Here is a 22,708-nt window from a genome sequence, read left to right as displayed (position 1 = left end):
TGTGTTTGACTGGGAGGCATGGTCAGCAAGCTCGTGAATGACCCGCACGACGTCGTGCAGGAATCGCTTGAGGGCCTCGTCCTGTTGCAGCCCGGGCTGCGCCTTCTCGAGGACCGTACGACAGTGGTGCGCGTCGACAGACTCGCCCACGGCCCCTCGGATCCGGCCGTCCCCGTCGCCGTGATCTCCGGCGGTGGAGCCGGTCACGAACCCTCGGACGGCGGCTTCGTCGGCGCCGGGATGCTCACCGCCGCCGTCACCGGCGGCGTCTTCTCCTCGCCCGGGCCCGATGCCGTCCACGCGGCCATCCGGGCGGTCTCCGGCGCAGCCGGCTGCCTGCTGGTGGTGAAGAACTACACCGGCGACCGGCTGAACTTCCAGCTCGGCGCCGAGCTGGCCATTGCCGAGGGCTACCGGGTCGAGACCGTGCTGGTCAACGACGACGTCTCCCTGGCCGAGAGCGAGGACAACGCCGGCCGTCGCGGCCTGGCCGGCACCGTGCTGGTCGAGAAGGTCGCCGGGGCGCTGGCCGAACAGGGCCGCCCGCTGGAGGAGGTCCGGGACGCCGCGTCGGCGGTCGTCGGCCGGATCGGCACGATGAACCTCGGCCTGTCCGCCCTGACCGTCCCCGGCGCGTCCGCCCCGAGCTTCGAACTCGGCGAGGACGAGGCCGAGCTCGGGCTCGGTATCCACGGCGAGCCGGGCGTCCGGCGGATCCGCAAGGCCCCCGCCGACAAGCTGGTGCACATCCTGATCTCCCGGATCGCCACCGAGCACGGCATCCGCGCCGGGGCCAGCGTCGTCGCCCTGGTCGGCGGCTCCGGAGCCACGCCGCAGATGGAGCTGGCGATCGCCGCCCGGGCGGTGGCCCGCGAGCTCGCGCTCCGTCGGATCCGGCTGGTCCGCCTGTACGCCGGGGAGGTGATGACCAGCCTCGACATGGCCGGCGTCTCGGTCACCCTGCTGCCGCTGGACGATGCGGACGGCGACTCGGTGGTCGAGGCACTGGATGCCCCCACCGCGGTGCTCGCCTGGCCCGGCCGCGGCGTCGCCGGGCCGCCGGAGCTGGCGACGGTCGAGGGACCGCCGCACGAGATCGGCGAGGACGCGCCGGGCGAGCCGGACCCGCACGTCCGGGCGGCGATCGACGCGGCCTGCCAGGCCCTGCTCGACAGCGAGACCGAGCTGACCCGGCTTGACCGGCAGGTCGGTGACGGCGACCTGGGCCAGGCCCTGGCCCGCGGGGCGTACGGGTGGCTCGCCGACCCGGCCGAGGGCGACGCCGGCTACCTGCTGCGGCACCTGTCCGAGGTCGTCCGCCGCGAGGTGGGCGGCAGCTCGGGCGCGTTGTACGCGATGGGACTGTTGCGGGCCTCCGAGGCGATCGCCGACGGCGGCGGCTGGGGGGACGCGCTCACCGCCGCGGTCGACGGGATCGCGACTCTCGGGGCGGCCGAACCGGGCGACGGGACCATGGTCGATGCGCTGGCCCCGGCGATGGAGGCCTGGCCGCAGGGGCCGGAGGCCGTCGTGGCGGCCGCCCGCAGCGGGGCGGACTCGACGGTCGAGGGCGTCTCCCGGCGCGGCCGGGCCAGCTACCTCGGCGCCCGCGGCCAGGGCTACCCCGACCCCGGAGCCGTGGCGGTGGTCCGCTGGATGGAGGCGGTGTACGACCTCGAGGCGGCGCACGACCAGCACGCCTGAGCACCCCGACGTACGACGAAGGCCCCGGCACCGCAGGAAGCGGGGCCGGGGCCTTCGGTCTGGTGCTGGGTCAGCGCTGGTCCATCGGGACGACGTCGCGCTTGTCGTGGCCGACGTAGATCTGGCGCGGACGCGAGATCCGGGCCTTCGGGTCGGCGTTGTGCTCACGCCACTGGGCGATCCAGCCGGGCAGGCGGCCCACCGCGAACAGCACGGTGAACATCTCGACCGGGAAGCCCATGGCCTCGTAGATCAGGCCGGAGTAGAAGTCGACGTTCGGGTAGAGCTTGCGGGAGACGAAGTACTCGTCCTCCAGCGCGATCTCCTCGAGCCGCTTGGCGATGCTCAGCAGCTCCTTGTCGCCGTTCGGCGACTTGCTGAGGATCTCGTCGGCGTACTTCTTGATGATCGCGGCGCGCGGGTCGAAGTTCTTGTAGACCCGGTGGCCGAAGCCCATCAGCTTGATGCCGGCCTTCTTGGCCTTGACCTGCTCCAGGTAGTCCTTCGGATCGATGCCCTGGTCGCGGATCGCGGCGAGCATCTCCAGCACGGACTGGTTGGCGCCACCGTGCAGCGGGCCGGACAGGGCGTTCACGCCGGAGGCCACCGAGACGTACAGGTTGGCCTGCGAGGAGCCCACCATGCGTACGGTCGAGGTGGAGCAGTTCTGCTCGTGGTCGGCGTGCAGCACCAGCAGGGCGTTCAGGCCCTGGGTGATCGACTCGTCGAACTGGTAGCCCTCGGCCGGGGTGCCGAAGGCGAGCCGGATGAAGTTCTCGACGTAGGAGAGGTCGTACTTCGGGTAGAGGAAGGGCTGGCCCTTGGAGTTCTTGTACGCGTACGCGGCCAGGGTCGGGACCTGGGCGAGCAGCTTGCGGGTCGCGATCTCCACGTCCTCCGCGCCGAGGCCGACGTGGTTGCGGTTGAAGGTCGACAGCGCGCAGATGCCGGCGGACAGCACGGGCATCGGGTGGGACTGGCGGGGGAAGCAGCGGAACAGGTCGCGCATCCGCTCGTCCAGGAACATGTTGTGGACCAGTTCGTCCTCGAACTTCTCCACCTGCTCCTTGGTGGGCAGTTCGCCGTAGATGACCAGCCACATCACCTCGACGAAGCTGCACTGCTCTGCCAGCTGCTCGATCGGGTAGCCGCGGTAGCGGAGGATGCCCTCCTCGCCGTCGATGAAGGTGATCTCGGACCTGCAGGAGGCGGTGTTGCCGAAGGCCTCGTCCAGCGTCACGTTGCCGGTTGCGGCCCGCAGCTTGCTGATGTCGTATCCGTTGTCGCCGTTCACGGCCTCGACGAACGGAAGCTCGACCTCTGTGCCGTCACCGGTGTTGAGGACTGGTGTGGTCATCCATGTACTCCCTTGTAGTCATTGCTGCCCCACCGTGACCCTAGCAAAGCGGCCATCGGCCGGGGGCCGATAACGGTGGGCGGCATACTGGGCCCGGCGAACCTCGTGGGATCTCCGGGCAACTGGATGCGCACCGACACGCCTGCAAAGACGATTCGAGGCGTTCGGTGTCCGATCACCGCACATTCTGCCGTCGGGCCAAACATGGCGCGCGCACGTGTTCCATATTGTGGCCGGGCTCACGTGGCTAGGCTGGGGGCATGACCGTGAGCCAGCCCGCGTGGGTCGACTATTCCCTGTGGTGGCACGCCTATCCGCTCGGCGCGCTGGGCGCCGAGCAGACGTCCGTCGACACCGTCCACCACCGGCTCGACCACCTCATCGGCTGGCTGGACTACCTGTTGTCGATCGGCTGCAACGGCCTGCTGCTGGGTCCGGTCTTCGCCTCCGAGACGCACGGCTACGACACGGTCGACCACTTCCGGATCGATCCGCGGCTGGGCGACGAGGACGACTTCCGCCGGCTGCTGCACGAGGCGCACGAGCGCGGGATCCGGGTGGTCCTCGACGGCGTCTTCAACCATGTCGGGCGCAGCAACGAGATCGTCCGGCGGGCCGAGGCGGCCGGGCCGGGCACCCCGGACGGTGACTGGGTCCGCTGGTCCGACGGGTACGTCCGTTGCTTCGAGGGGAGCATGAACCTGCCCGAGCTCGACCTCGGTCGGCCGTTCGTCCAGGACTACGTGGTCGGCGCGATGGAGCACTGGCTCGGCCTCGGCGCCGACGGCTGGCGGCTGGACGCGGCGTACGCACCGGGGGCCGAGGCCTGGGCGCCGATCACCGCCCGGGTCCGGGCGGACTTCCCCGAGGCCTGGCTGGTCGGGGAGGTCATCCACGGCGACCTGCCCGAGTTCGTGCAGCACTCCGGGATGCACAGCGTCACCCAGTACGAGTTGTGGAAGGCGATCTGGTCCTCGCTTAACGACACCAACTTCTGGGAGCTGGCGCACGCCCTGGAGCGGCATGCGGAGTTCTGCCGGACGTTCGTCCCACAGACCTTCGTCGGCAACCACGACGTGACCCGGATCCGCAGCCGGCTGGCCGACGACCGGCACCTGGGCCACGCGGTCGTCCTGCTGGCCCTGCTACCGGGCGTGCCCTCGATCTACTACGGCGACGAGCAGGGCTACACCGGCACCAAGGAGGAGCGCGCGGGCGGCGACGACCAGGTCCGGCCGCAGCTGCCCGCGGCCCCGGAGAACCTCTCCCTGCTCGGCGCCCCGATCCTGGAGATGTACCAGCGGCTGTTCGCCGTACGGCGCCGGCACCCCTGGCTGGTCCGGGCGGCGATCGAGGTCGGAGCGGTCACCAACGAGACGATCCTGGTCTCGTGCAGCAGCGAGGCCGGTGGCACGCACCACGAGATCGACGTGGCGCTGAACGTGGACGATACGTCCCGGCCGATGCCCTCGGGCACCGTGATCGCGCAGAGCGGGTCCGACCTGCTCGAGATCGAGGCCCACGGGTGGGCGGTGCTGCAGCGCTGATCAGGTGATGGCGCGGCGCTGGACGAGCTCGGCCTTGGCGAATTTGCCGATCTGGCGGGTCGCGACGCCGTCGAACACCGCGCCGATGCCGCCGCCGATCACCGGGATGCGCTTGGTCGCCATCACCCCGACGGTCTTGCCGCCGTGCATGGTCAGCAGGCTGGAGACGACCTGCTCGGAGACCACCTCGTTCAGCCGGGAGTCGGCGATCGGGGCGGTGGCTACCAGCAGGGGGGAGCCGGGCAGCTTGCCCTTGGCGGTCAGCCGGGACACCTCGTCGGCACCCATCATGCACATCATGATGGCCGTACGGACCCGGGTGTCGTCGATGTCGTAGCCGCGCAGGTGCGCGATCGAGGCGACCATCCGGCCCTGGAGCACGGCCAGCCCCATCAGGTTGGCCGGCAGCGTGATCGCCGTGACCACCAGGCCGCCGACGTTGGTGAGGAAGCCGGAGGTGGAGGCCAGGGCGATGTGCGCGGTGATCACCGAGTCGACCGCCTCCTCGACCCGAGGATGCTTCTGCAGGTGCTTGGCCGCCACGGACTTGGCGCCGGGCATGTTGCTCGACCCGTCGATGGCCAGGTCCAGGATCGTCCGCAGGGTCGTTCCCGCCTTCATCCGGGTGGAGGACCGGGTGACCTCGTCACGCCCGCCGTTCTGCTGGTCTGCCATGCGGCCAGCCTACGTCGCGGCGGAGGCCCACCCGCTCGGGGAAGTCACCCATAATGGCCTCATGTCCCGCAGCTACCTGGATCCGTCGCCGCTGCCCGGCCCGGACCAGTGGCCCGACGAGGACTTGGTCGGGCTGACGGTCGGCTTCGACGCCCCGCTGGTCCTGCGGGCGTACGTCAACGGGATGTTCCCGATGCCGCTGTCGGAGGAACTGGTCGACGTCCTGCCGCCGGCGGAGTGGATCGGCTGGTTCTCCCCGGTGTGGCGCGGGGTACTGCCGCTGGACGACCTGCGGGTCCCGCGGTCGCTGCGCAAGAGCGCCCGGCACTTCGAGGTCACCGTCGACCGGGCCTTCGACCGGGTGCTGGTGGCCTGCGGGGACCCGGGTCGCGAGGGCGGTTGGATCGACGAGTCGATCGTGGCGGTGTACACCGAGCTGCACCGGGCCGGGCGGGCCCACTCGGTGGAGGCCTGGACCGCCGACGGTCGCCTGGCCGGCGGCCTCTACGGCGTGGCGTACGGCGGCCTGTTCGCCGGGGAGTCGATGTTCCACGACCCGGCGGTCGGCCGGGACGCGTCCAAGGTGGCACTGATGGGCCTGGTCGCGATGCTGCGCGCCGGCGGGTCGGTGCACCGGCGCCTGCTCGACGTGCAGTGGCGCACCGAGCACCTGGCCACCCTCGGGGTCGAGGAGATCCACCGGGAGACCTACCTGCGCCGCCTGCACCGGGCGCTGGAGCTGCCCCAGCCGCGCTGGGAGCTCCCCGCGGACTGGCGGACCTCGTGCCTGCCGTTAGCCTAGGGCGGTGAAGCGTACGTCGTGGCTGCCCCCCGCAGGCCTGACCCCGATGACCAGCCCGCGGCTGGGTCTGGGGCTGATCCTGCTGGCCACCGTGCTGACCGTGGCGGTGGGGGCGCTCGGCCCGTCGGCGGTCACCCTCACGCTGGGACCGCGCCGGACGCTGCTGCCGCCGTACTACCTGCCGGCCGGCACCATCACCACCCCGAACGAGTGGGTGGTCTCCGGGGTGCTGTTCGGTGCGGTGGTGATCGGCGGCCTGGGGCTGACGATCGCGATGCGGGCGCTGCGTGACGGCTGGCATCCCCGGGTCTGGCGGGTGTTCACCTTCGGGGTCGGGCTCAACCTCGCCACCCTGATGGTCCCGCCGATGACGTCGGCGGACGTGCTGATGTACGCCGCGTACGGGCGACTGCAGAAGCTCGGGATCGACCCGTACGACATCACCCCGGCGACCGTGTTCCGCAGCCAGTACGACCCGGTGCTGCGCTGGACCGAACGGCCCTGGCAGGACACCCCGAGCGTCTACGGCCCGATCATGACCTGGGTGCAGCTGCAGGCCAACAACCTCGGCGGCGAGAACATGCACGACATCACGTTCTGGCTCCAGGTCTTCGCGTTCGTCCCGTTCCTGGTCACCAGCGCCGTCGTGGTGTGGCTCTCCCACGGGGACGAGCTGCTCAAGGGCCGCGGCGCGCTGCTGACCATCGCCAACCCGTTGCTGGTCTGGGCGATCACCGCCGGGGCGCACAACGAGGGCTGGGCGCTGATGTTCGCGATGCTCGGCCTGATGCTGATGCGGCGGACCTCGGTCGGCGCCGGCGTGCTGATCGGGCTGGGCGGCGCCTGCAAGCTCAGCATCGGGCTGTACGGGCTGGCGATGGCGTGGGGGTACCGGCGCCAGCCGCGCAAGCTGGTCGGCCTGCTGGTGGGCACCGGCCTGTCGATGGGGCTGTTGTACGGGCTGTTCGCCCCCGATGCGCTGTTCGCCGCGCTGCGGAACACCTCGTACGTGTCGGTCGGCTCGTGGGCCCAGCCGTTCTACACCCTGCTCACCTACTTCATGTCGGTGCCGACGGCCACCTCGGTGCTGACGGTGTTCTCGCTGGCCGGAACCGTGCTGGTCGCCGCGATGCTGTCCCGGGTGCTGCCCTGGCATCCGGTCGCCGGCACGCCGCACGGTGTGGCCCCGGACCGGGACCCGATCACCATCGCGGTCCGGACCGCCCTGCTGCTGTCGGTCGGCTGGCTGACCACCTCGCTCTACACGCTGTCCTGGTACGACCTGATCGCCTGGGCGCCGCTGGCCCTGGTCGGGGCGACCCGGCTGGACTGGCTGTTCACCTGGCGCGGGGTGCTGCTGTCGCTGTCGTACATCCCCGGCCGCGGCCTGGACTACGGGGAGAGCCTGAACGCCTTCGCCTCCCGGATCCGGGACACCTTCTCCCCGGGGATGCAGCTGTTCGTGCTCGGCTCGATCGCCTGGTGGTGGCACCGCGACCACCTGCGCCGGGTGGCCGAACGCGAGGGCCCCGCGCCGACCCCGCGGGCACGGGTGATCGCGGCGCTCGGCCGGGTCAGGAGCGTACGGGACCGGGCACTGCGGGCCCGGCACTGACCAGCCAGAGTCCGTCCGCGGCGGCGACCGCCCGCGCCATCGCCTGCTTCAGCGGCAGGCCGGCGGCCGTGGCGTACGCCTCGACGTCGCGGAACTCGGGCTGGACGTTCACCACCCGCCCGCCACGCCGGGCGACCTTCACCGCGACCGCGTGCCCCTCGACCTCCACCATGACCAGTTCGCGGTCCACCAGGTGCTTGGACACCGCGGTCTCCCGGACCCCGATGGCGGTGGTCGAGGCGGCGACGATGGAGACCATCGCCGCCCGGTCGGCGCTGTCGCACAGGATCGCCAGGGTGTGGCCCGGGCGTCCCTTCTTCATCAGGATCGGGGTGAGCCAGGCGTCGGCGGCACCGGCCGCCATCAGCTCGGCCAGCACCCCGGGCCACAGCCGCGGGTCGAGGTCGTCCACGTTGGTCTCCAGCAGCACCTGGACCGGGGCCTGGTCGTCGCGGACCCGCCCGAGGACGACCCGGACGACGTTCGCCACCCGCTCGGGATCGCGGGTGCCCGCCCCCAGGCCACTCGCGGTGGCCGTCATCGTCGGCAGCGGGCCGTAGCCGTCGGCCAGGGCGGCGACCAGGGCCACCCCGGTCGGGGTCGCCGTCTCCATCGCGACCGGGCCACCGGTGATCGGGACCTCGGCGGCAGTGGCGATGTTCAGCACGGCCGGGCCCGGGATCGGGACCCGGCCGTGCGCCCCCAGCACCTGTTCGCCGTACCCGACGGTCACGGTGGAGCAGGTCACCCGCGCCGGGGCGAGCGAGACCAGGGCGGCGCAGCAGCCGACGACGTCGCCGATCGCGTCCAGGGCGCCGACCTCGTGGAACTCCACGTCCTCGGGGCCGACCCCGTGGACCCGTCCCTCGGCCCGGGCCAGCACCTCGAACGTGCGCTGGGCGCGGTCGCGGACGGCGTCGGGTAGGTCGGCCGCGGCGAGCAGCGCGCGGACCTCGCGCCAGGGCCGGTGCGGCTGGTGGTGATGGTGGTGCTCGTGGTCGTGCGGGTGCTCGTGGTCGTGCGGGTGCTCGTGCTCGTGCGGCTCGTCGGCGGCGTGACCGGTGGTCCGGTCGACCACCGTCGCCTTCGTCGCGGCGAGCCGGTGGCGGGTGGTGGAGGACACGACGACGTCGACGTCCGGGTGCACCGCGGCGACGCAGCGCCGGACGTACGCCAGGTCGGCACCGGCATCCAGCAGGGCGCCGAGCAGCATGTCGCCGGCGACGCCGGCGGTGGCGTCGATCCACAGGGCGGTGCTCATCGTCCGGTCGCCTTCCCGATCGTCCGGGCGATCCGGGCGGCGTGTACGCCGGCGCCGAAGCCGTTGTCGATGTTGGTCACCACGACGCCGGGGGCGCACGAGTTGAGCATCCCGAGCAGCGCGGCCAGGCCGCCGAAGCTGGCGCCGTAGCCGACCGAGGTCGGCACCGCGACCAGCGGGACGCCGGTCAGGCCGCCGACCACCGAGGGCAGCGCGCCCTCCATGCCGGCGATCACGATCAGGGCGTCGGCGTCCGCGAACCGTTCCCGGGCGCCGAGGATCCGGTGCAGCCCGGCCACGCCGACGTCGACGATCTGCTCCACTCCGGCGCCGAAGGCGCGTATGGTCGCCGAGGCCTCGCCGGCCACCGGCAGGTCGGAGGTACCGGCGGCGATCACCGCCACCTTGCCGTGCGGCCGGGGGAGGGGGCCGTACGTCGCGGTCCGGGCGACCGGGTCGACGTCGGCGTCGGGCAGTTCGGTGGCGAGCAACTGCTGGGTCTGCGGGCCGAGCCGGGTGGCGAGCACCGCGCGGTCCGGGTGGGCCACGCCGAGGCCGCGGAGCAGGGCCAGCACCTGCTCGGGCGTCTTGCCGGCGCCGTAGACGACCTCAGGGTCGCCGGTCCGGGCGGCCCGGTCCAGGTCGAGGTTGGCCCAGTCATGTTCCATCACCACACCGCGACTGTAGGCCACCGTTAGGCTGGCGGGGTGCCTTCTCTCTCGTACGGATACTTCGGCCCGCCGGGGACCTTCACCCACCAGGCCCTGCTGCTGATCGCGGGCGAGGAGGACCGGTTGCTGCCGTTCCGGTCGGTCGTCGCGGCCCTGGACGCGGTGCGCGCCGGCGAGATCGACGCGGCGTTCGTGCCGATCGAGAACTCCCTGGAGGGCGGGGTCAGCGCGACCCTGGACTACCTGGCCGACGACTCCCAGCCCCTGATGATCCGCCGCGAGGTGCTGCTGCCGGTGCAGTTCGCGCTGTGCGTACGACCCGGCACCGTCCGCGCCGACATCCGGTCGGTGCTGACACACCCGCACGCCGCCGCGCAGACCCGGCTGTGGGTCGCCCGCCACCTGCCCCGGGCGGTGGTCACCGAGGGCCCGTCCACGGCCGGCGCCGCGGTCGAGGTGTCCGACCCCGACTCGGCGCACGACGCCGCCATCTGTGCCCGGATCGCGGGGGAGATGAACGGCCTGGAGATCCTCGCCGACGGCATCGCCGACAACGAGGACGCGGTGACCCGCTTCGTCGTGGTCACCTCGCCCGCCCCGCCGCCACCGGCGACCGGCGCGGACAAGACCACCCTGGTCGCGTACATGCGGGTCGACCGCTCCGGCTCGCTGCTGGGGATCCTGGAGCAGATCGCCGGCCACGGCGTGAACATGACCCGGATCGAGTCCCGGCCCACCAAGCAGGCCCTGGGCAGCTACTGCTTCTCGATCGACGCCGAGGGACACCTCGACGACCCGCGGATGCAGGAGACCCTGACCGGCCTGCACCGGGTCTGCTCGCGGGTCACCTTCCTCGGGTCCTACCCGCGCGCCGACCGCCAGGCCCCGATCCTGGACGAGGGCCAGACCAACGAGGCGTACGCCGAGGCGCAGGCCTGGCTGCAGGGCCTGCGGTACGGCGGCTAGCCGGGGACCCGCAACACCAGCGCGCCGGGGGCGACCTCGGCCACCAGCCGGCTGCAGGTGCCCTGCGGGTCACCGTCCAGCTCGTAGCGGTCCGGGTGGTCGACGCTGATCTCCACCCTGCGCCCGGAGGTGCGGCTGATCCGGTCATAGCCCCGGTCACGGCGGACCAGCACCCGCACCACCACCTCGACCAGGTCCCGGATCGTCCGCGGGGAGGCGACCAGCAGGTCGACCCGCCCGTCGTCGGGCCGGGCGTGCGGGAACAGCTGGATGCCGCCCTGGAGCAGGCCGACGTTGCCGAACAGGACCAGGTGGGCACGGGTCCGCACCGGCGGGGCGCCGTCGACGCTGATCTCCGCGTCCAGGGCGGCGTGGTTGGCGTGCCGGGCCGCCGAGACGACGTACGCGCTGCTGCCGATCGCGCGCTTCAGGTCGTTGTCGGCCGCCACGATCGCCGCGTCGATGCCGATCCCGGCCATCGCGCAGAAGTACTCCGGCGGATTGTCGTCGGCGTCCACCCGGACCAGGTCGATCCGTCGGTCGGCGCCGTCGAAGGCCACGTCGAGGGCCCGCACCTCGTCCAGCGGGATGCCCATGTTGCGCGCGAGCAGGTTGCCGGTGCCGGCCGCGACGACCGCGAACGGGATGCCGGTGCCGGCCAGCCCGCCGGCGATCACCCGGACCGTCCCGTCGCCGCCCGCGCCGATGACCAGGTCGACCCGCTTGCGGACGGCGATCGCGGTCATCTCGCGGCCGGGATCGGTGGGGGTGGTCTCCAGCCAGATCGCCCGGCGCCAGCCGCGCGTCTCCAGCTCGTACTCGACGTGCCGGACGAACGTCGGCAGGTCGGTGACCTTGGTCGGGTTGTAGATCACCGCGGCCCGCGGCTGGAACAGCTCGGTCTGCTCGGCCTCGGGGGCGCCCTGCCGGTCGTTGTGCAGGTGGACCCGGCAGACCAGCAGCGCCACGAACGAGGCGGTCATCCCCCACAGCACGCCGCCGACGATGTCGGAGATCCAGTGCACGCCGAGCGCCCACCGGTCGACGGCGACGACCAGCACCATCAGCGACCCGCTGATCCACCAGCCCCGGGTCAGCTGCAGGGTCTGCCGGGTGGTGGCCATGGTGGCGCTGATCATGATGACGGCGGTGGTCACGGCGGCGACGTGGCCGGAGTGGTAGCCCCAGCCGCCGGCCATCAGGATGTGCGGCGACTGCGGGGGCCGGGGCAGCTCGAGCAGCACCTTGGCCGCCGTGGTGCCGACCCAGGAGAGCGCGGCGGCGACGACCACGGCGGTGCCCAGCTCCCGCAGCCGGCGACGCCACGCCCACCACGCCAGCACCAGCATCCCGGCGTACATCACCAGGGGGGCGAACACCACCGCCCAGGCGGCGAGGACCTGGAAGATCGAGCCGGTGGGGTCCAGCCGCGGTGCCGCCAGCGCCCGGTCCATCGCGTCGAACACCCCGGCGACGGCCAGCACGGTCCACACGGCGTACGCGACCAGCGCGATCGGGGGCAGCCAGAGGCGGAGCCGGGCGGACGGCGGGCGCCGGGCGGTGGGCATTGCGGTGGACATGCCTTGATGGTAGGCATCCTCGCGACCGGGGGCCGCTAGGCTGGCACCGTGATTGATCCGAAGCTGCTCCGCCAGGACCCTGACCGTGTGCGAGCCTCCCAGAGGTCGCGTGGCGAGTCCGAGGCGGTCGTCGATGAACTGCTGGTCCTGGACGAGAAGCGCCGATCCGCGATCGCTGCGTTCGAGTCGCTGCGGGCCGAGCAGAAGGAGCTCGGCAAGCTGGTGGGCCGGGCCAAGGGTGACGAGAGGACCCAGCTGCTGGAGCGTACGAAGCTGCTCTCGACCCAGGTGAAGGAGCACGAGGCCGCCAGCAAGGAGGCCGACGCGGCCTTCACCGACCTGCTGCGCTCGATCGGCAACGTGATCCAGCACGGCGTCCCCGCCGGTGGCGAGGAGGACTACGTCGTCCTCGAGGCGATCGGCACCCCGCGCGACTTCGAGGCAGAGGGCTTCACCCCGCGGGACCACCTGGAGCTCGGCGAGATCCTCGGCGCGATCGACATGGAGCGCGGCGCGAAGGTCTCCGGCTCGCGGTTCTACTACCTGACCGGCCAGGGCGCCGAGCTCGAGCTGGCGCTGATCAACCTCGCGATGCGCAAGGCGATGGAGTGGGGCTTCACCCCGATCATCCCGCCGGCACTGGTGAAGCCGGCCGCGATGGAGGGCACCGGCTTCCTCGGCCAGGCCGCCGACGACGTGTACCGGCTCGAGCGTGACGACATGTACCTGGTCGGGACCGCCGAGGTCCCGCTCGCCGCGTACCACATGGACGAGATCGTCGAGGGCCTGCCGAAGCACTACGCCGGCTACAGCCCCTCCTACCGGCGCGAGGCCGGGTCGTACGGCAAGGACACCCGCGGCATCTTCCGGGTGCACTGGTTCGACAAGGTCGAGATGTTCGTCTACTGCGACCCGAAGGACGCCGAGACCGAGCACCACCGCCTGCTGGCCTTCGAGCGGGAGTTCCTCGAGGCGCTGGAGATCCCCTTCCGGGTGATCGACGTGGCGGCCGGGGACCTGGGCCTGTCCGCGTCGCGCAAGTTCGACTGCGAGGCCTGGCTGCCGACCCAGGAGGCCTACCGCGAGGTCACCTCCACGTCGAACTGCACCGACTTCCAGGCCCGCCGGCTCAACATCCGGGGGCGCTTCGAGGACGGCACCTCGACGCTCGCGACGCTGAACGGCACGCTCTGCGCTGTGACCCGGATCATCGTGATGCTGCTGGAGAACCACCAGCAGGCCGACGGGTCGGTGCACGTGCCGCTGGCACTGCGGCCCTACCTCGGGCGCGACATGCTGGTCCCCCGGGGCTGAGCGCCGGAGGATGAGCGCGGCCTGGCAGCCACGACTGGTGGCGTTCGACATCGACGGCACCATCGTCGACCACGACTCGGTGATGCCGGAGGAGCTGCGCCGCGCGATCGGGGCGATCGCTGCCGACGGCACCCCCGTCGTACTGTCGACCGGCCGGTCCTGGCACGACACCCAGGCGATCGTCGACCACCTGGGGCTGCCCGAGGGGCCGTTCGTCTGCTCCAACGGGGCGGTGATCGTACGCTACCCGCCCACGCAGGTGGTGCGAATGGTGACCTTCGACCCGTCCGACGTGATCGAGCGGGTCGCCCGGATCGCCCCGCAGGCCCTGATCGCCGTGGAGGAGGTCGGCACCGGGTACCGGCTCAGCGGGCCGTTCCCGCCCGGCGACCTGACCGGCACGATGGACGTGGTCGGCCTCGACGACCTCGCGTCCCGGCCGGTCACCCGTGTCATCGTCAGGGATCCGGGCAGCTCACCGGAGGAGTTCATCGAGCTGGCCGAGCGGCTCGGTCTGCACGGGGTCTCCTACTTCATCGGCTGGAGCGCCTGGCTCGACATCGCGCCGGAGGGCATCCACAAGGCGATGGCCCTGGCCGACGTCTGCGCCCGCCGCGGCATCGACGCCGCCGACGTGCTGGCGCTCGGCGACGGGCGCAACGACATCGAGATGCTGGGCTGGGCCGGGCGCGGGGTCGCCATGGGCGATGCCCCCGAGGAGGTCCAGCAGGTCGCCGACCACGTCACCGGCAGGTTCGACGACGGCGGCACGCTGGCCGAACTGCGGCGCTGGTTCGACCTGCCCTGACCACCAGCGGCTCTGATCAGCCGGCGTCCGATCACGCGGCGTCCGATCAGGCGGCGTCCGATCAGGCGGCGACGACCGCCGCCGCCTCCTTGCAGGCATCCTCGAGGGCCGCCTCCTCGTCCGCCACCTCGGCTTCGGCTTCGGCGTCGGCCGCGGTCGGTTGGGGGCGGGGCGCCAGCACCATCTCGCGGGCCAGCATCACGTCCGAGTGGGACGGCGCCGGCTCCGTCCGGTGATGGGGGTGCGCCGGGCCGGCCGAGGCATCGGTACGGGCCTGGCGCAGGTGGCGCTTCACGGTGGACAGCGAGCAGCCCAGGCGCTGGGCGATCGTGTCGAGCGACATGTGAGGGTTCTGGGCGCGCAGCCGTACGATCTCGGCGTGGTTGACCTGGTGGCCACTGGCCGGGGCACCGCTGAGTGCATCGATGTCGTCCGGTCGGACGCTCAGCGCCAGCAGCTTGCGCATCCGCTTGCGCTGGTGCTCGGTGGTCCCGGCCACGAAGCCGGCCACGTCGTGCTCGACGACCGCCCGGTAGAGGCAGGGCTCGACAGCGACGCAGCCGCCACAGATGGCGGTCGCCCGCCGGGTCAACGCGGTGCGGATCCGACGCTGCTCGGTCGAGGCGGCCCGGCCCGGATCATCCTCCATCAGCGGATGCTGGTACAGGTCCTCGTGGTCGGCACAGCCGATGGTCAGGTCAGAAACGCTCACGGTCATCCCCTACTCGTGTGACGTATCAGGTGGTGCTGTTCGTACCTGAGACGTTCAGGTACGGCCCGATGGTTCCCTGACCAGGAGAAATGTTGGGGGATTCCGGGTGAACGGAAGGTGACTCAGAGGTACATGCCGCTCTGGCCCGGCTGCGGATTCGGTCCGGGATGGCCGGGCAGGCCGCCCGGGGGGTGCGGGATCTCCCGGTGCCCGCGTTCCAACTGGGCCCGGGCAGCCATCTGCTGGGCGACCAAGGCGGTCTGGATGCCCTGGAACAGGCCCTCGAGCCAGCCGACCAGCTGTGCCTGCGCGATCCGCAACTCGTCGTCGGAGGGGGTGTGCTCGGCAGCGAAGGGCCGGGTGAGGCGTTCCAGTTCCTCGGCCAGCTCCGGGCTCAGCCCGTCCTTCAGCTCGGTGACCGAGCTGGTGTGCACCTCGGCCAGCCGACGCCGGCTCGCCTCGTCCAGCGGGGCGGCCCGTTCCTCGTCGAGGAGGCGCTGGATCATCGTCGCGACCCGCATCACCTTCGCCGGCTGCTCGACCTGGTCGGTGACCGAGCTCCCCGGGGTGGACGGCTCGGACTCCTCCACGGCCATCTGCTCGGGCCCGACCACGTACACGCGCCCGTCCTCGGTCTCACCCGCCACGACCGGGGTGGGCTCCTGTGCGGGTCCCTGCTGCTGCGGCTGCTCGCTCATGACCCGAGTCTAGGAGCGCGGGGCCCCGGCGCGCCGGGCCCCGGCGCGTCAGTCCATCACCAGGACGATCTTTCCGCGGTGCCCGGGGGCGGAGATCATCTCGTGCGCCCGGCGTACGTCACCGAAGGGCACCCGCTCGGTGTGCAGCGGCTGGATCCTCCCGTCGGCCAGCATCGGCCAGACCACCTCGGCGACCCGCGCGCAGATCGCTGCCTTCTGCGCGACCGGGCGCCCGCGCAGGGAGGTGGCGTGGATGCTGGCCCGCTTGTTGAGCAGGATCCCCATGTCCAGCTCGCCCTTGCGGCCGCCCTGCATCCCGATGGTGACCTGTCGCCCGTCCTTGGCGAGCGCGCGGACGTTCTGGGGCAGGTACTTGGCGCCCATGATGTCCAGGATGACGTCGACCCCGTGGCCGTCGGTGGCCTCCTTGACCGCTGCCACCCAGTCCTCGTGGTAGTCGAGGGCGTGGTCGGCGCCCAGTGTCCGGCAGTAGTCGAGCTTCTCCGCCGAGCCGGCAGTGGTGAGCACCGTGCAGCCGAGGGCCTTGGCGTACTGGATCGCGAACGAGCCGATCCCGCCCGCCCCGCCGTGCACCAGGAAGACCTCGCCGGGGGACAGGTGGACCAGGTCCATGTTGGAGACCACGGTGGCGGCCACCTCGAGGATGCCGGCGGCATCGACCAGGTCCATGCCGGGCGGCGGGGGGACCAGCTGGCCCGCCGGCGCCGTGACGTACTCGCTGTAGCCGGCCGCGGCGAGCAGCACCAGGCACTCCTGGCCGGGCTGCCAATCGGACACGCCCTCGCCGAGCTCCTCGACCACGCCGGCCGCCTCCAGGCCCAGGATGTCGGGGAAGCCGGGCGGCGGGGGGTAGTGGCCCTCGCGCTGCAGGACGTCGGCCCGGTTGACCCCGGAGGCGACGACGCGGACCAGGACCTCGCCCGGGCCGGGGACCGGCCGGTCGGTCTCGACGATCTGCAGGGCCTCGGGTCCACCGGGTTCGGGGGCTTGAATCGTGCGCATGTTCCAAGCCTTGCACACGCTTCGCTAGGATCATCGAAGATCCTCATTGGCGAGGTCGCATAGTGGACTAGTGCAGCCGCCTTGAAAGCGGCCGAGCGGGAGACCGCTCCGTGGGTTCGAATCCCACCCTCGCCGCGTGAACACCTACCGTCTCGACGCCGCCCTGCCCGTACGAGCCTTCGGTAATGCCGCCGTCCTCCTGGTCGTGGGAGGGATCCTGGTGGCGCTCGCCTCCGGGCTGCAGTGGCACGTGGCGGTGACGATCATCGGCCTGGTCGTGCTGCTCCTCGGGGCGGTCCTGCTGACGCTGGCGCTCCTCGTCACCTTCCGCGGGCGTGCCCGCATCACCATCACCGACGGTGGCTACGAGCTGAACGCGCTGGGTCGTACGGCGAGCCGCAAGTGGACCGACGTGACCCGCGCGACGATGACCGAGAACGAACTGCGCCTCTACGTCCGCGACGACGAGGAGCACCCCGACCGGGTCCCGCTGCTGGACCCGGCACGGCACCGCGAGCTGGATCGCCTCGCCGACGAGGTCACCGAGCGGATGCGCCAGGCCTACGGGCGCCTCGATTGAGTCCCGTCGAACGCCCCTGGCTCACTTGACCCAGTAGGGCGGGTTGTCCTTGGCCTGCTGGGCGGCGACCGGGTCGTACGCGCAGGCGTCCCGGACGTTCTCGCTCGTGGTCGTCGGCGTCGCGCTCGGGGTTGCCGGGGCGGTGGCGGCGGCCCGGGTCGGCTGCTGGGCGGGGGCGCTGGCGGCCTTGCCGGCCGTGGTGGTGGCGGTGGTGGTCGGGGCCTGGGTCGGCTTGGCCGTCGCGGTCTGGTGCGACTCCTCGATGGCCTGCTGGACGCGGGTGCGCATCAGGGCGAAGTCGGGGTGGGCCGAGCGGAACCCGGCGACCCCGTTGGTGAACACGATCGAGCGCATGTTGCCCTGGCGCATCATCAGCGCCAGGTCCAGCACCGACGGCAGGTCGTCCTGTGGCACGTCGGTGAGCACCACGCTCTGGAACTCGCGGGCGATCGCCTCGTACCGGCCCAGCAGGGTGGAGACGTTTGCCTGGTCGGCCAGGGCGTTCATCACGCAGCGCTGCCGGTTCATCCGCTGGAAGTCGTCGGAGCCGAAGCGCCCGCGGGCGTACCAGAGGGCCTGGTTGCCGTTGAGGTGCTGGTTCGGCCCGGGGGAGAGCCACTTGGTCGGCAGGATGTGGGCATCGGTCTGGCCGCCCATCGGGATGTAGGAGTTGATGTTGACCGTCACCCCGCCCAGGGCGTTGATCAGCCGCTCGAAGCCCGCCAGGTTGACCACTGCGAAGTAGTCGATCTTGATGCCCAGGGCCTCGCCGACCGACGCCTTCATCACGTCACCGCCGGCATGCTGGGCGTCCGGGAAGAGCTCGGGGTGCTGCTGGGGGACGAACTCGTACATCGAGTTGAGGAAGTAGTCGGGGTTGTCGGCGTTCACGCCGTCGTACCAGCCGTTCGGGTACGCCTTGCGGAGCGGACCGGCCGGGAACGGCATCCGGGCCGTGTTGCGCGGCAGGCCGAACAGCACGGTGTCACCCGTGCGGGTGTCGATCGAGGCGACCATCACGGTGTCGGTGCGCAGGCCCGTACGGTCCGCGCCCGAGTCACCGCCCAGCAGCAGGACGTTGAGGGTGCCCTTGTCCTTCCACTCCTGCGGCACCGAGCCGGCGCGGGCGGAGGTGTTGCCACCGAAGACCGACCGGACCAGGTCCGCCTGGGACCAGGCGTAGCGGGCGCCGACAGCCGTCGGGGCGGCGACCGCGAAGCTGAGCAGCGTGACCAGCACGAAGCCGGTGACCCGTTGCCAGGTCTGCACCGGGGTGGGCCGCAGCGAACGGTAGGTGGTCGCGATGACCAGCACCCACAGCAGCCCGACGACGGCGAGCACAGCACCACCGACCCGCAGGAACGTCGGGTCGACCAGCATCGCCAGGGCCCATTCGCGGCGGACCGCGGCGATCACCGCGAGCGCAGCCAGGGTGCCGACGACCAGCCCGATGGCCAGCATGCCCCGCTTGCGGCGTCCGGTACGGATCAGGCCGAGGCCGGGTACCAGGGTCGCCACGAGCGTCCACACGCCGGCCACGGCGAAGGAGTCGGCTCGCGGCCGTTCGTGCTGGGGGTCCATGGGGGTGCTCCGAGCCTCGTTCTTCTGTTCATCCCAATGTAACCCGCCCGCCACAAGGCACGGACCAGCCACGGCCGCCCACATTCAGCTGGCGCTCCGCCCTTCGGACCGGGTTGGACCGCGGGGGGACGAATCTGTAGCATGATCCCTCGGTACGCGGAGCTGGTTCGTTCGGCCCCCGGTACTTGGAGGCGTCGCCTAGTCCGGTCTATGGCGCCCGCCTGCTAAGCGGGTTTGGGACTTAAATCCCATCGCGGGTTCAAATCCCGCCGCCTCCGCCCAGCGATGACGCCGCCCGGATCCTGATGATCCGGGCGGCGTTCTCGTCCCACCCTCCGCTGGAGCTCTACGTCAGGCAACTCTGCGTCAGGCGGTGAGGACGCAGCGGTCGACGAAGCGTCGCAGGTTCTGTGCGAACCGGACCGGGTCGACGAGGTGCACGAAGTGGCCGTCGATCGGATGGACGTCGAACTCGACGTCGTGGAATCGGCTGAACCGCAGCTTGTCACCCTCGGAGACCGGATGACCCCACACGGCAAGGACCGGAACGCGGATGAGGGGTAGTACCGAGTCGATCCACGCCTGGAAGTCCGCGGGTTGGGAGCTCATCATCTGCTCCCAGTAACCGAGGACGACAGCCTCTTCCACCCGGTGTCCCGATCGGACCAGCGACTGGACCGGCTCGGGGATCAGGTCGAGGCCGAGAGAGTCCTCGAACGCAGGCCAGGCCTTGGCGAAGCCCGGTCCCCGCAGCAGGGGCGCGAGCTGCCGGACGAACTCCGCGAAGGGCTGGACCTCGGGCCCGCTGTCGATCATGACCAGTCCCTGCGTCGGGTAGTGGGCCGCGTACAGGGCCGCGATGCCTGCAGCGAAGGAGTGACCCACCACTACGGGGTGCGCCAGGCCGAGGGACTCAACCACGGAGTGGATCCGTGTGGCAGCCTCCTCGAGAGTCGTCGGAGGCCCGCTGCTGTCGCCGTGACCGGGCAGGTCCACGGCGATGGTCCGCACCTGCCCGCCGAGACAGTCGGTGATCGGTCGCCACGAACGACGATCGAAGGTCAGCCCGTGGATCAACACGACCGGCGTCCCGGAACCGGCGTCGTCATGACTGAGCAGGGGACTCTGGTGCGTCGTGGTACTCATCGCGCGCTCCTAGTTTCGTAACAGCATTACCGTAACGCTGTTGCGATAGACTGTCAAGCATGGGTCGACCCCGTCAACACGATGAGAAGGTGGCCGAGGCGCTGCTCGATGCCGCGGAGTCCCGAGTTGCGGCCGAGGGGGTCGACAGCCTGTCCTTGCGCGCGGTGGCCGCCGGGGCCGACACCACCACGCGGGCGGTGTACACCCTGTTCGGGTCGAAGGATGCCCTGGTGGGAGCACTGGGCGTCCGCGCGATGCGCCTCCTGGAAGCAGAAGCATTGACGATGACCCCCACAGCCGACCCGGCGGCAGACCTGGTCGAGGCGGGGCTGGGGTTCCGGCGGTTCGCGTTGGGCCGCCCGGCCTTGTTCTCGGTCGCCTTCCATCGGGCCTCCGCCAAGGCGTGGCCGCCGTTCCGTGAGGTGTCCGTCGACACGTTCAGCCACCTGCAGCAGCGGTTCGAGCCCTTGGCCGCTCAGGGCTTGCTCGGTGACCGGACGATACCCGAGGCCGCGCTGCAGTTCGACGCCCTGTGCGAGGGCCTCGCCTGGGTCGAGCTGCGGGGCAACCGGCTCACACCTGACCCGGAGACCTTCTGGCGGCGCAGCATCGCGGCACTCGTCGCGGGTTTCCTGCAGGCCGCCTGACCACATTCGCCGTGGCCTCAGGACTCCCTGTTCTCCCGACCGCGGGCCGGTTAAAGTCCTGTGGGAACGCAACGGAGCGTCCCCCCAGGAGGAGAGCTTTCATGGTCCCCGAAAACATCGACCTCGTCCCGCCGTCCCGCAGTGTTGTGGAGCAGGCATCGGTGCCCGATCCGGAAGCCCTCGGCGAGCGTGCCGGGCAGGACCCGCTGGCCTTCTGGGCCGCGGAGGCGGCTGAACTCGAGTGGTCCGAGCCCTGGGAGCAGGTTCTCGACGATTCGGCGGCCCCGTTCTTCACCTGGTTCCCCGGCGGACGGACCAACATCGTCCGCAATGCCGTCGACCGGCACCTGGCCGGGCCGCGGAAGAACAAGCTGGCCCTGATCTGGGTGTCGGAGGACGGCAAGGAGACCAGGACCTACTCCTTCCATGCGCTCAACCGCCAGGTCACCCAGATGGCCAACGTGCTCAAGGCGATGGGGGTGGGCAAGGGCGACATCGTCACCATCTACCTGCCGCGGATCCCGGAGATCTGGTTCGCGATGCTGGCCTGTGCCAAGATCGGCGCGGTCCACTCGGTCGTCTTCGGCGGCTACTCCGCCGATGCGCTCCGCGACCGGATCGATGCCTCCGAGTCCAAGCTCGTGATCACCGCCGACGGGTCCTGGATCAACGGGTCGGTCTTCCCGATGAAGGACGTGATCGACGAGGCGATCCGCTTCTCCCCGACGGTGGAGAACCTCGTGGTGGTGCGGCGCACCGGCTCCGAGGTGACGATGGACCCGCTGCGGGACCACTGGTACGGCGACCTGACCTCGCTGCCGATCGCCAAGGGCCCCTGCCCGACCGAGCCGATGGCCGCCGAGGACCCGCTGTTCCTGCTCTACACCTCGGGCTCAACCGGCCAGCCCAAGGCGATCGTGCACGCGCACGGCGGCTACCAGGTCGGCACGTACGCGACCACCAAGTACGTCTTCGACATCCGGGACGAGGACCGCTACTGGTGCACAGCCGACCCGGGCTGGGTCACCGGACACTCGTACGGCCTGTACGGGCCGCTGCTCAACGGGGCGACCTCGTTCATGTTCGAGGGCGGACCGACGTTCCCGTACCCGAACCGGTGGTGGTCACTGATCGAGTACTACGGGATCTCGATCTTCTACACCGCCCCGACCGCCATCCGCTCGCTGATGCGCTTCGGGAAGGCGTGGCCGAACCGGCACGACCTCTCCTCGCTGCGGCTGCTCGGGTCGGTGGGGGAGCCGATCAACCCGGAGGCGTGGCACTGGTTCCACGAGGTGATCGGCGGGGGCGAGTGCCCGATCATGGACACCTGGTGGCAGACCGAGACCGGCATGTTCCAGATCTGCCCGCAGCCGGTGATGCCGCTCAAGCCGGGGTCGGCGGGCCGGCCCTTCTACGGCCAGGAGGTCGCGGTCCTGGACGAGCAGGGCAACGAGGTGCCGACCGGCGCCGAGGGGATGCTGGTGCTCAAGCACCCGTGGCCGGCGATGTTCCGCGGGCTCTACCACGACGACCAGCGCTACATCGACACCTACTGGTCGAAGTACCCCGGGTACTACCTGACCGGCGACTCGGCCCGGATCGACGAGGACGGGTACGTCTGGATCGTCGGGCGGGCCGACGACGTGATCAAGGTCTCCGGGCACCGGATCGGTACGGCCGAGGTGGAGGCCGCGATGGACTCCCATCCCGACGTCGTCGAGGCGGCGGTGGTCGGGCTCCCGCACGAGGTCAAGGGCCAGTCGATCCACGCGTACGCGGTGCTGCGGCCCGGGGCGAACGGGTCGCAGGAGCTCGCCGAGGCGATCCGGCTGCACGTCGCCCAGCACCTGAGCCCGATCGCCAAGCCCGACGGGATCGACTTCGTCGAGTCCCTGCCGAAGACCCGCTCCGGCAAGATCATGCGGCGGGTGCTGAAGGCGCAGGCGCTCGGGGAGGACGTGGGCGATCTGTCGACGATGGACACCGAGGCCTGAGGGCTGCGTGCGGGCCTGTTCTCG

20 protein-coding genes and 2 tRNA genes are annotated in these 22,708 nt (G+C 71.2%); 12 read left to right on the top strand and 10 right to left on the bottom strand.

Features of this window, described 5'->3' with window-relative positions; translation table 11 throughout:
• Window positions 1–18 precede the first annotated feature (18 nt).
• Window positions 19–1,704, top strand: coding sequence for a dihydroxyacetone kinase family protein (locus tag GA0111570_RS05680; RefSeq protein ID WP_092607628.1), 1,686 nt, complete (start codon window positions 19–21; stop codon window positions 1,702–1,704).
• Window positions 1,705–1,774: 70 nt separating this feature from the next.
• Here the strand turns inward: GA0111570_RS05680 and GA0111570_RS05675 are convergent, their stop codons facing one another.
• Entirely contained in the window at window positions 1,775–3,061 is a 1,287-nt protein-coding gene (locus GA0111570_RS05675; RefSeq protein WP_092607625.1) for a citrate synthase, read from the bottom strand.
• 260 nt (window positions 3,062–3,321) lie between these two features.
• Here GA0111570_RS05675 and GA0111570_RS05670 point away from each other — a divergent pair, with 260 nt between their 5' ends.
• Complete coding sequence (locus GA0111570_RS05670; protein ID WP_092607622.1) at window positions 3,322–4,608, top strand: alpha-amylase family protein; 1,287 nt, start codon at window positions 3,322–3,324, stop codon at window positions 4,606–4,608.
• Here the strand turns inward: GA0111570_RS05670 and GA0111570_RS05665 are convergent, their stop codons facing one another.
• Window positions 4,609–5,283, bottom strand: a complete 675-nt coding sequence (locus GA0111570_RS05665) for an EcsC family protein (protein WP_245703036.1) — start codon at window positions 5,281–5,283, stop codon at window positions 4,609–4,611.
• Window positions 5,284–5,344: 61 nt separating this feature from the next.
• Here GA0111570_RS05665 and aat point away from each other — a divergent pair, with 61 nt between their 5' ends.
• Both aat and GA0111570_RS05655 read left to right on the top strand, forming a co-directional pair.
• Window positions 5,345–6,085 (top strand): leucyl/phenylalanyl-tRNA--protein transferase, encoded by a 741-nt coding sequence (aat, locus tag GA0111570_RS05660; RefSeq protein WP_092607619.1) that lies wholly within the window; start codon window positions 5,345–5,347, stop codon window positions 6,083–6,085.
• 4 nt (window positions 6,086–6,089) lie between these two features.
• Complete coding sequence (locus tag GA0111570_RS05655; protein ID WP_092607616.1) at window positions 6,090–7,700, top strand: MptA/MptB family glycosyltransferase; 1,611 nt, start codon at window positions 6,090–6,092, stop codon at window positions 7,698–7,700.
• On the opposite strand, the gene larC is transcribed toward GA0111570_RS05655, so the two are convergent.
• Window positions 7,660–8,961, bottom strand: coding sequence for a nickel pincer cofactor biosynthesis protein LarC (gene larC, locus GA0111570_RS05650; RefSeq protein WP_092607613.1), 1,302 nt, complete (start codon window positions 8,959–8,961; stop codon window positions 7,660–7,662). The genes GA0111570_RS05655 and larC overlap by 41 nt on opposite strands.
• Window positions 8,958–9,629, bottom strand: coding sequence for a nickel pincer cofactor biosynthesis protein LarB (gene larB, locus GA0111570_RS05645; RefSeq protein WP_092608247.1), 672 nt, complete (start codon window positions 9,627–9,629; stop codon window positions 8,958–8,960). Before larB ends, larC begins: the two co-directional genes overlap by 4 nt.
• Window positions 9,630–9,668: 39 nt before the next feature.
• On the opposite strand from larB, the gene pheA reads away from it, so the two are divergent.
• Window positions 9,669–10,598 (top strand): prephenate dehydratase, encoded by a 930-nt coding sequence (gene pheA / locus GA0111570_RS05640; RefSeq protein ID WP_092607610.1) that lies wholly within the window; start codon window positions 9,669–9,671, stop codon window positions 10,596–10,598.
• On the opposite strand, the gene GA0111570_RS05635 is transcribed toward pheA, so the two are convergent.
• Window positions 10,595–12,178, bottom strand: coding sequence for a bifunctional phosphatase PAP2/diacylglycerol kinase family protein (locus GA0111570_RS05635; protein WP_092607607.1), 1,584 nt, complete (start codon window positions 12,176–12,178; stop codon window positions 10,595–10,597). The genes pheA and GA0111570_RS05635 overlap by 4 nt on opposite strands.
• Window positions 12,179–12,226: 48 nt before the next feature.
• On the opposite strand from GA0111570_RS05635, the gene serS reads away from it, so the two are divergent.
• Both serS and GA0111570_RS05625 read left to right on the top strand, forming a co-directional pair.
• A complete protein-coding gene (gene serS / locus GA0111570_RS05630; protein WP_092607604.1) occupies window positions 12,227–13,492 on the top strand; it encodes a serine--tRNA ligase in 1,266 nt (421 codons plus the stop codon).
• A gap of 10 nt (window positions 13,493–13,502) precedes the next feature.
• On the top strand, window positions 13,503–14,300 hold the full coding sequence (locus GA0111570_RS05625) for an HAD family hydrolase (protein WP_092607601.1): 798 nt from the start codon (window positions 13,503–13,505) through the stop codon (window positions 14,298–14,300).
• Between the two features lie 61 nt (window positions 14,301–14,361).
• On the opposite strand, the gene GA0111570_RS05620 is transcribed toward GA0111570_RS05625, so the two are convergent.
• The 3 genes from GA0111570_RS05620 to GA0111570_RS05610 form a co-directional block, all read right to left on the bottom strand.
• Window positions 14,362–15,012: a WhiB family transcriptional regulator gene (locus GA0111570_RS05620; RefSeq protein WP_175557345.1), complete on the bottom strand. Its 651-nt coding sequence runs from the start codon at window positions 15,010–15,012 to the stop codon at window positions 14,362–14,364.
• Window positions 15,013–15,134: 122 nt separating this feature from the next.
• Window positions 15,135–15,710, bottom strand: a complete 576-nt coding sequence (locus GA0111570_RS05615; protein WP_092607595.1) for a bacterial proteasome activator family protein — start codon at window positions 15,708–15,710, stop codon at window positions 15,135–15,137.
• 48 nt (window positions 15,711–15,758) lie between these two features.
• Window positions 15,759–16,733 (bottom strand): NAD(P)H-quinone oxidoreductase, encoded by a 975-nt coding sequence (locus GA0111570_RS05610; RefSeq protein ID WP_092607592.1) that lies wholly within the window; start codon window positions 16,731–16,733, stop codon window positions 15,759–15,761.
• A 48-nt stretch (window positions 16,734–16,781) separates the two neighbouring features.
• Between GA0111570_RS05610 and GA0111570_RS05605 the strand changes: the two genes are divergently transcribed.
• A tRNA-Ser gene (locus GA0111570_RS05605) sits at window positions 16,782–16,868 on the top strand.
• 1 nt (window position 16,869) lies between these two features.
• Complete coding sequence (locus tag GA0111570_RS05600) at window positions 16,870–17,313, top strand: hypothetical protein (RefSeq protein WP_092607589.1); 444 nt, start codon at window positions 16,870–16,872, stop codon at window positions 17,311–17,313.
• Between the two features lie 21 nt (window positions 17,314–17,334).
• On the opposite strand, the gene GA0111570_RS05595 is transcribed toward GA0111570_RS05600, so the two are convergent.
• Complete coding sequence (locus GA0111570_RS05595) at window positions 17,335–18,894, bottom strand: LCP family protein (RefSeq protein ID WP_175557344.1); 1,560 nt, start codon at window positions 18,892–18,894, stop codon at window positions 17,335–17,337.
• A 187-nt stretch (window positions 18,895–19,081) separates the two neighbouring features.
• Between GA0111570_RS05595 and GA0111570_RS05590 the strand changes: the two genes are divergently transcribed.
• Window positions 19,082–19,172 (top strand) — tRNA-Ser (locus tag GA0111570_RS05590).
• Between the two features lie 88 nt (window positions 19,173–19,260).
• On the opposite strand, the gene GA0111570_RS05585 is transcribed toward GA0111570_RS05590, so the two are convergent.
• On the bottom strand, window positions 19,261–20,040 hold the full coding sequence (locus GA0111570_RS05585) for an alpha/beta fold hydrolase (RefSeq protein ID WP_092607583.1): 780 nt from the start codon (window positions 20,038–20,040) through the stop codon (window positions 19,261–19,263).
• A 59-nt stretch (window positions 20,041–20,099) separates the two neighbouring features.
• Here GA0111570_RS05585 and GA0111570_RS05580 point away from each other — a divergent pair, with 59 nt between their 5' ends.
• Both GA0111570_RS05580 and acs read left to right on the top strand, forming a co-directional pair.
• Window positions 20,100–20,687: a TetR/AcrR family transcriptional regulator gene (locus GA0111570_RS05580; protein WP_092607580.1), complete on the top strand. Its 588-nt coding sequence runs from the start codon at window positions 20,100–20,102 to the stop codon at window positions 20,685–20,687.
• Between the two features lie 101 nt (window positions 20,688–20,788).
• Entirely contained in the window at window positions 20,789–22,684 is a 1,896-nt protein-coding gene (gene acs, locus GA0111570_RS05575; RefSeq protein WP_092607577.1) for an acetate--CoA ligase, read from the top strand.
• Window positions 22,685–22,708: the final 24 nt, after the last annotated feature.

This window comes from Raineyella antarctica (assembly GCF_900092135.1).
GTDB classification, from domain to species: domain Bacteria; phylum Actinomycetota; class Actinomycetes; order Propionibacteriales; family Propionibacteriaceae; genus Raineyella; species Raineyella antarctica.
This window is presented reverse-complemented; position numbering and strand designations above follow the sequence as displayed.

Bases quoted from the DNA above. Each gene is read 5' to 3' on its own strand.
- GA0111570_RS05680 (WP_092607628.1), top strand. From the start codon at position 19: ATGGTCAGCAAGCTCGTGAATGACCCGCACGACGTCGTGCAGGAATCG.
- GA0111570_RS05675 (WP_092607625.1), bottom strand. From the start codon at position 3,061: ATGACCACACCAGTCCTCAACACCGGTGACGGCACAGAGGTCGAGCTT.
- GA0111570_RS05670 (WP_092607622.1), top strand. From the start codon at position 3,322: ATGACCGTGAGCCAGCCCGCGTGGGTCGACTATTCCCTGTGGTGGCAC.
- GA0111570_RS05665 (WP_245703036.1), bottom strand. From the start codon at position 5,283: ATGGCAGACCAGCAGAACGGCGGGCGTGACGAGGTCACCCGGTCCTCC.
- aat (WP_092607619.1), top strand. From the start codon at position 5,345: ATGTCCCGCAGCTACCTGGATCCGTCGCCGCTGCCCGGCCCGGACCAG.
- larC (WP_092607613.1), bottom strand. From the start codon at position 8,961: ATGAGCACCGCCCTGTGGATCGACGCCACCGCCGGCGTCGCCGGCGAC.
- larB (WP_092608247.1), bottom strand. From the start codon at position 9,629: ATGGAACATGACTGGGCCAACCTCGACCTGGACCGGGCCGCCCGGACC.
- GA0111570_RS05635 (WP_092607607.1), bottom strand. From the start codon at position 12,178: ATGTCCACCGCAATGCCCACCGCCCGGCGCCCGCCGTCCGCCCGGCTC.
- GA0111570_RS05625 (WP_092607601.1), top strand. From the start codon at position 13,503: ATGAGCGCGGCCTGGCAGCCACGACTGGTGGCGTTCGACATCGACGGC.
- GA0111570_RS05615 (WP_092607595.1), bottom strand. From the start codon at position 15,710: ATGAGCGAGCAGCCGCAGCAGCAGGGACCCGCACAGGAGCCCACCCCG.
- GA0111570_RS05610 (WP_092607592.1), bottom strand. From the start codon at position 16,733: ATGCGCACGATTCAAGCCCCCGAACCCGGTGGACCCGAGGCCCTGCAG.
- GA0111570_RS05595 (WP_175557344.1), bottom strand. From the start codon at position 18,894: ATGGACCCCCAGCACGAACGGCCGCGAGCCGACTCCTTCGCCGTGGCC.
- GA0111570_RS05585 (WP_092607583.1), bottom strand. From the start codon at position 20,040: ATGAGTACCACGACGCACCAGAGTCCCCTGCTCAGTCATGACGACGCC.
- GA0111570_RS05580 (WP_092607580.1), top strand. From the start codon at position 20,100: ATGGGTCGACCCCGTCAACACGATGAGAAGGTGGCCGAGGCGCTGCTC.
- acs (WP_092607577.1), top strand. From the start codon at position 20,789: ATGGTCCCCGAAAACATCGACCTCGTCCCGCCGTCCCGCAGTGTTGTG.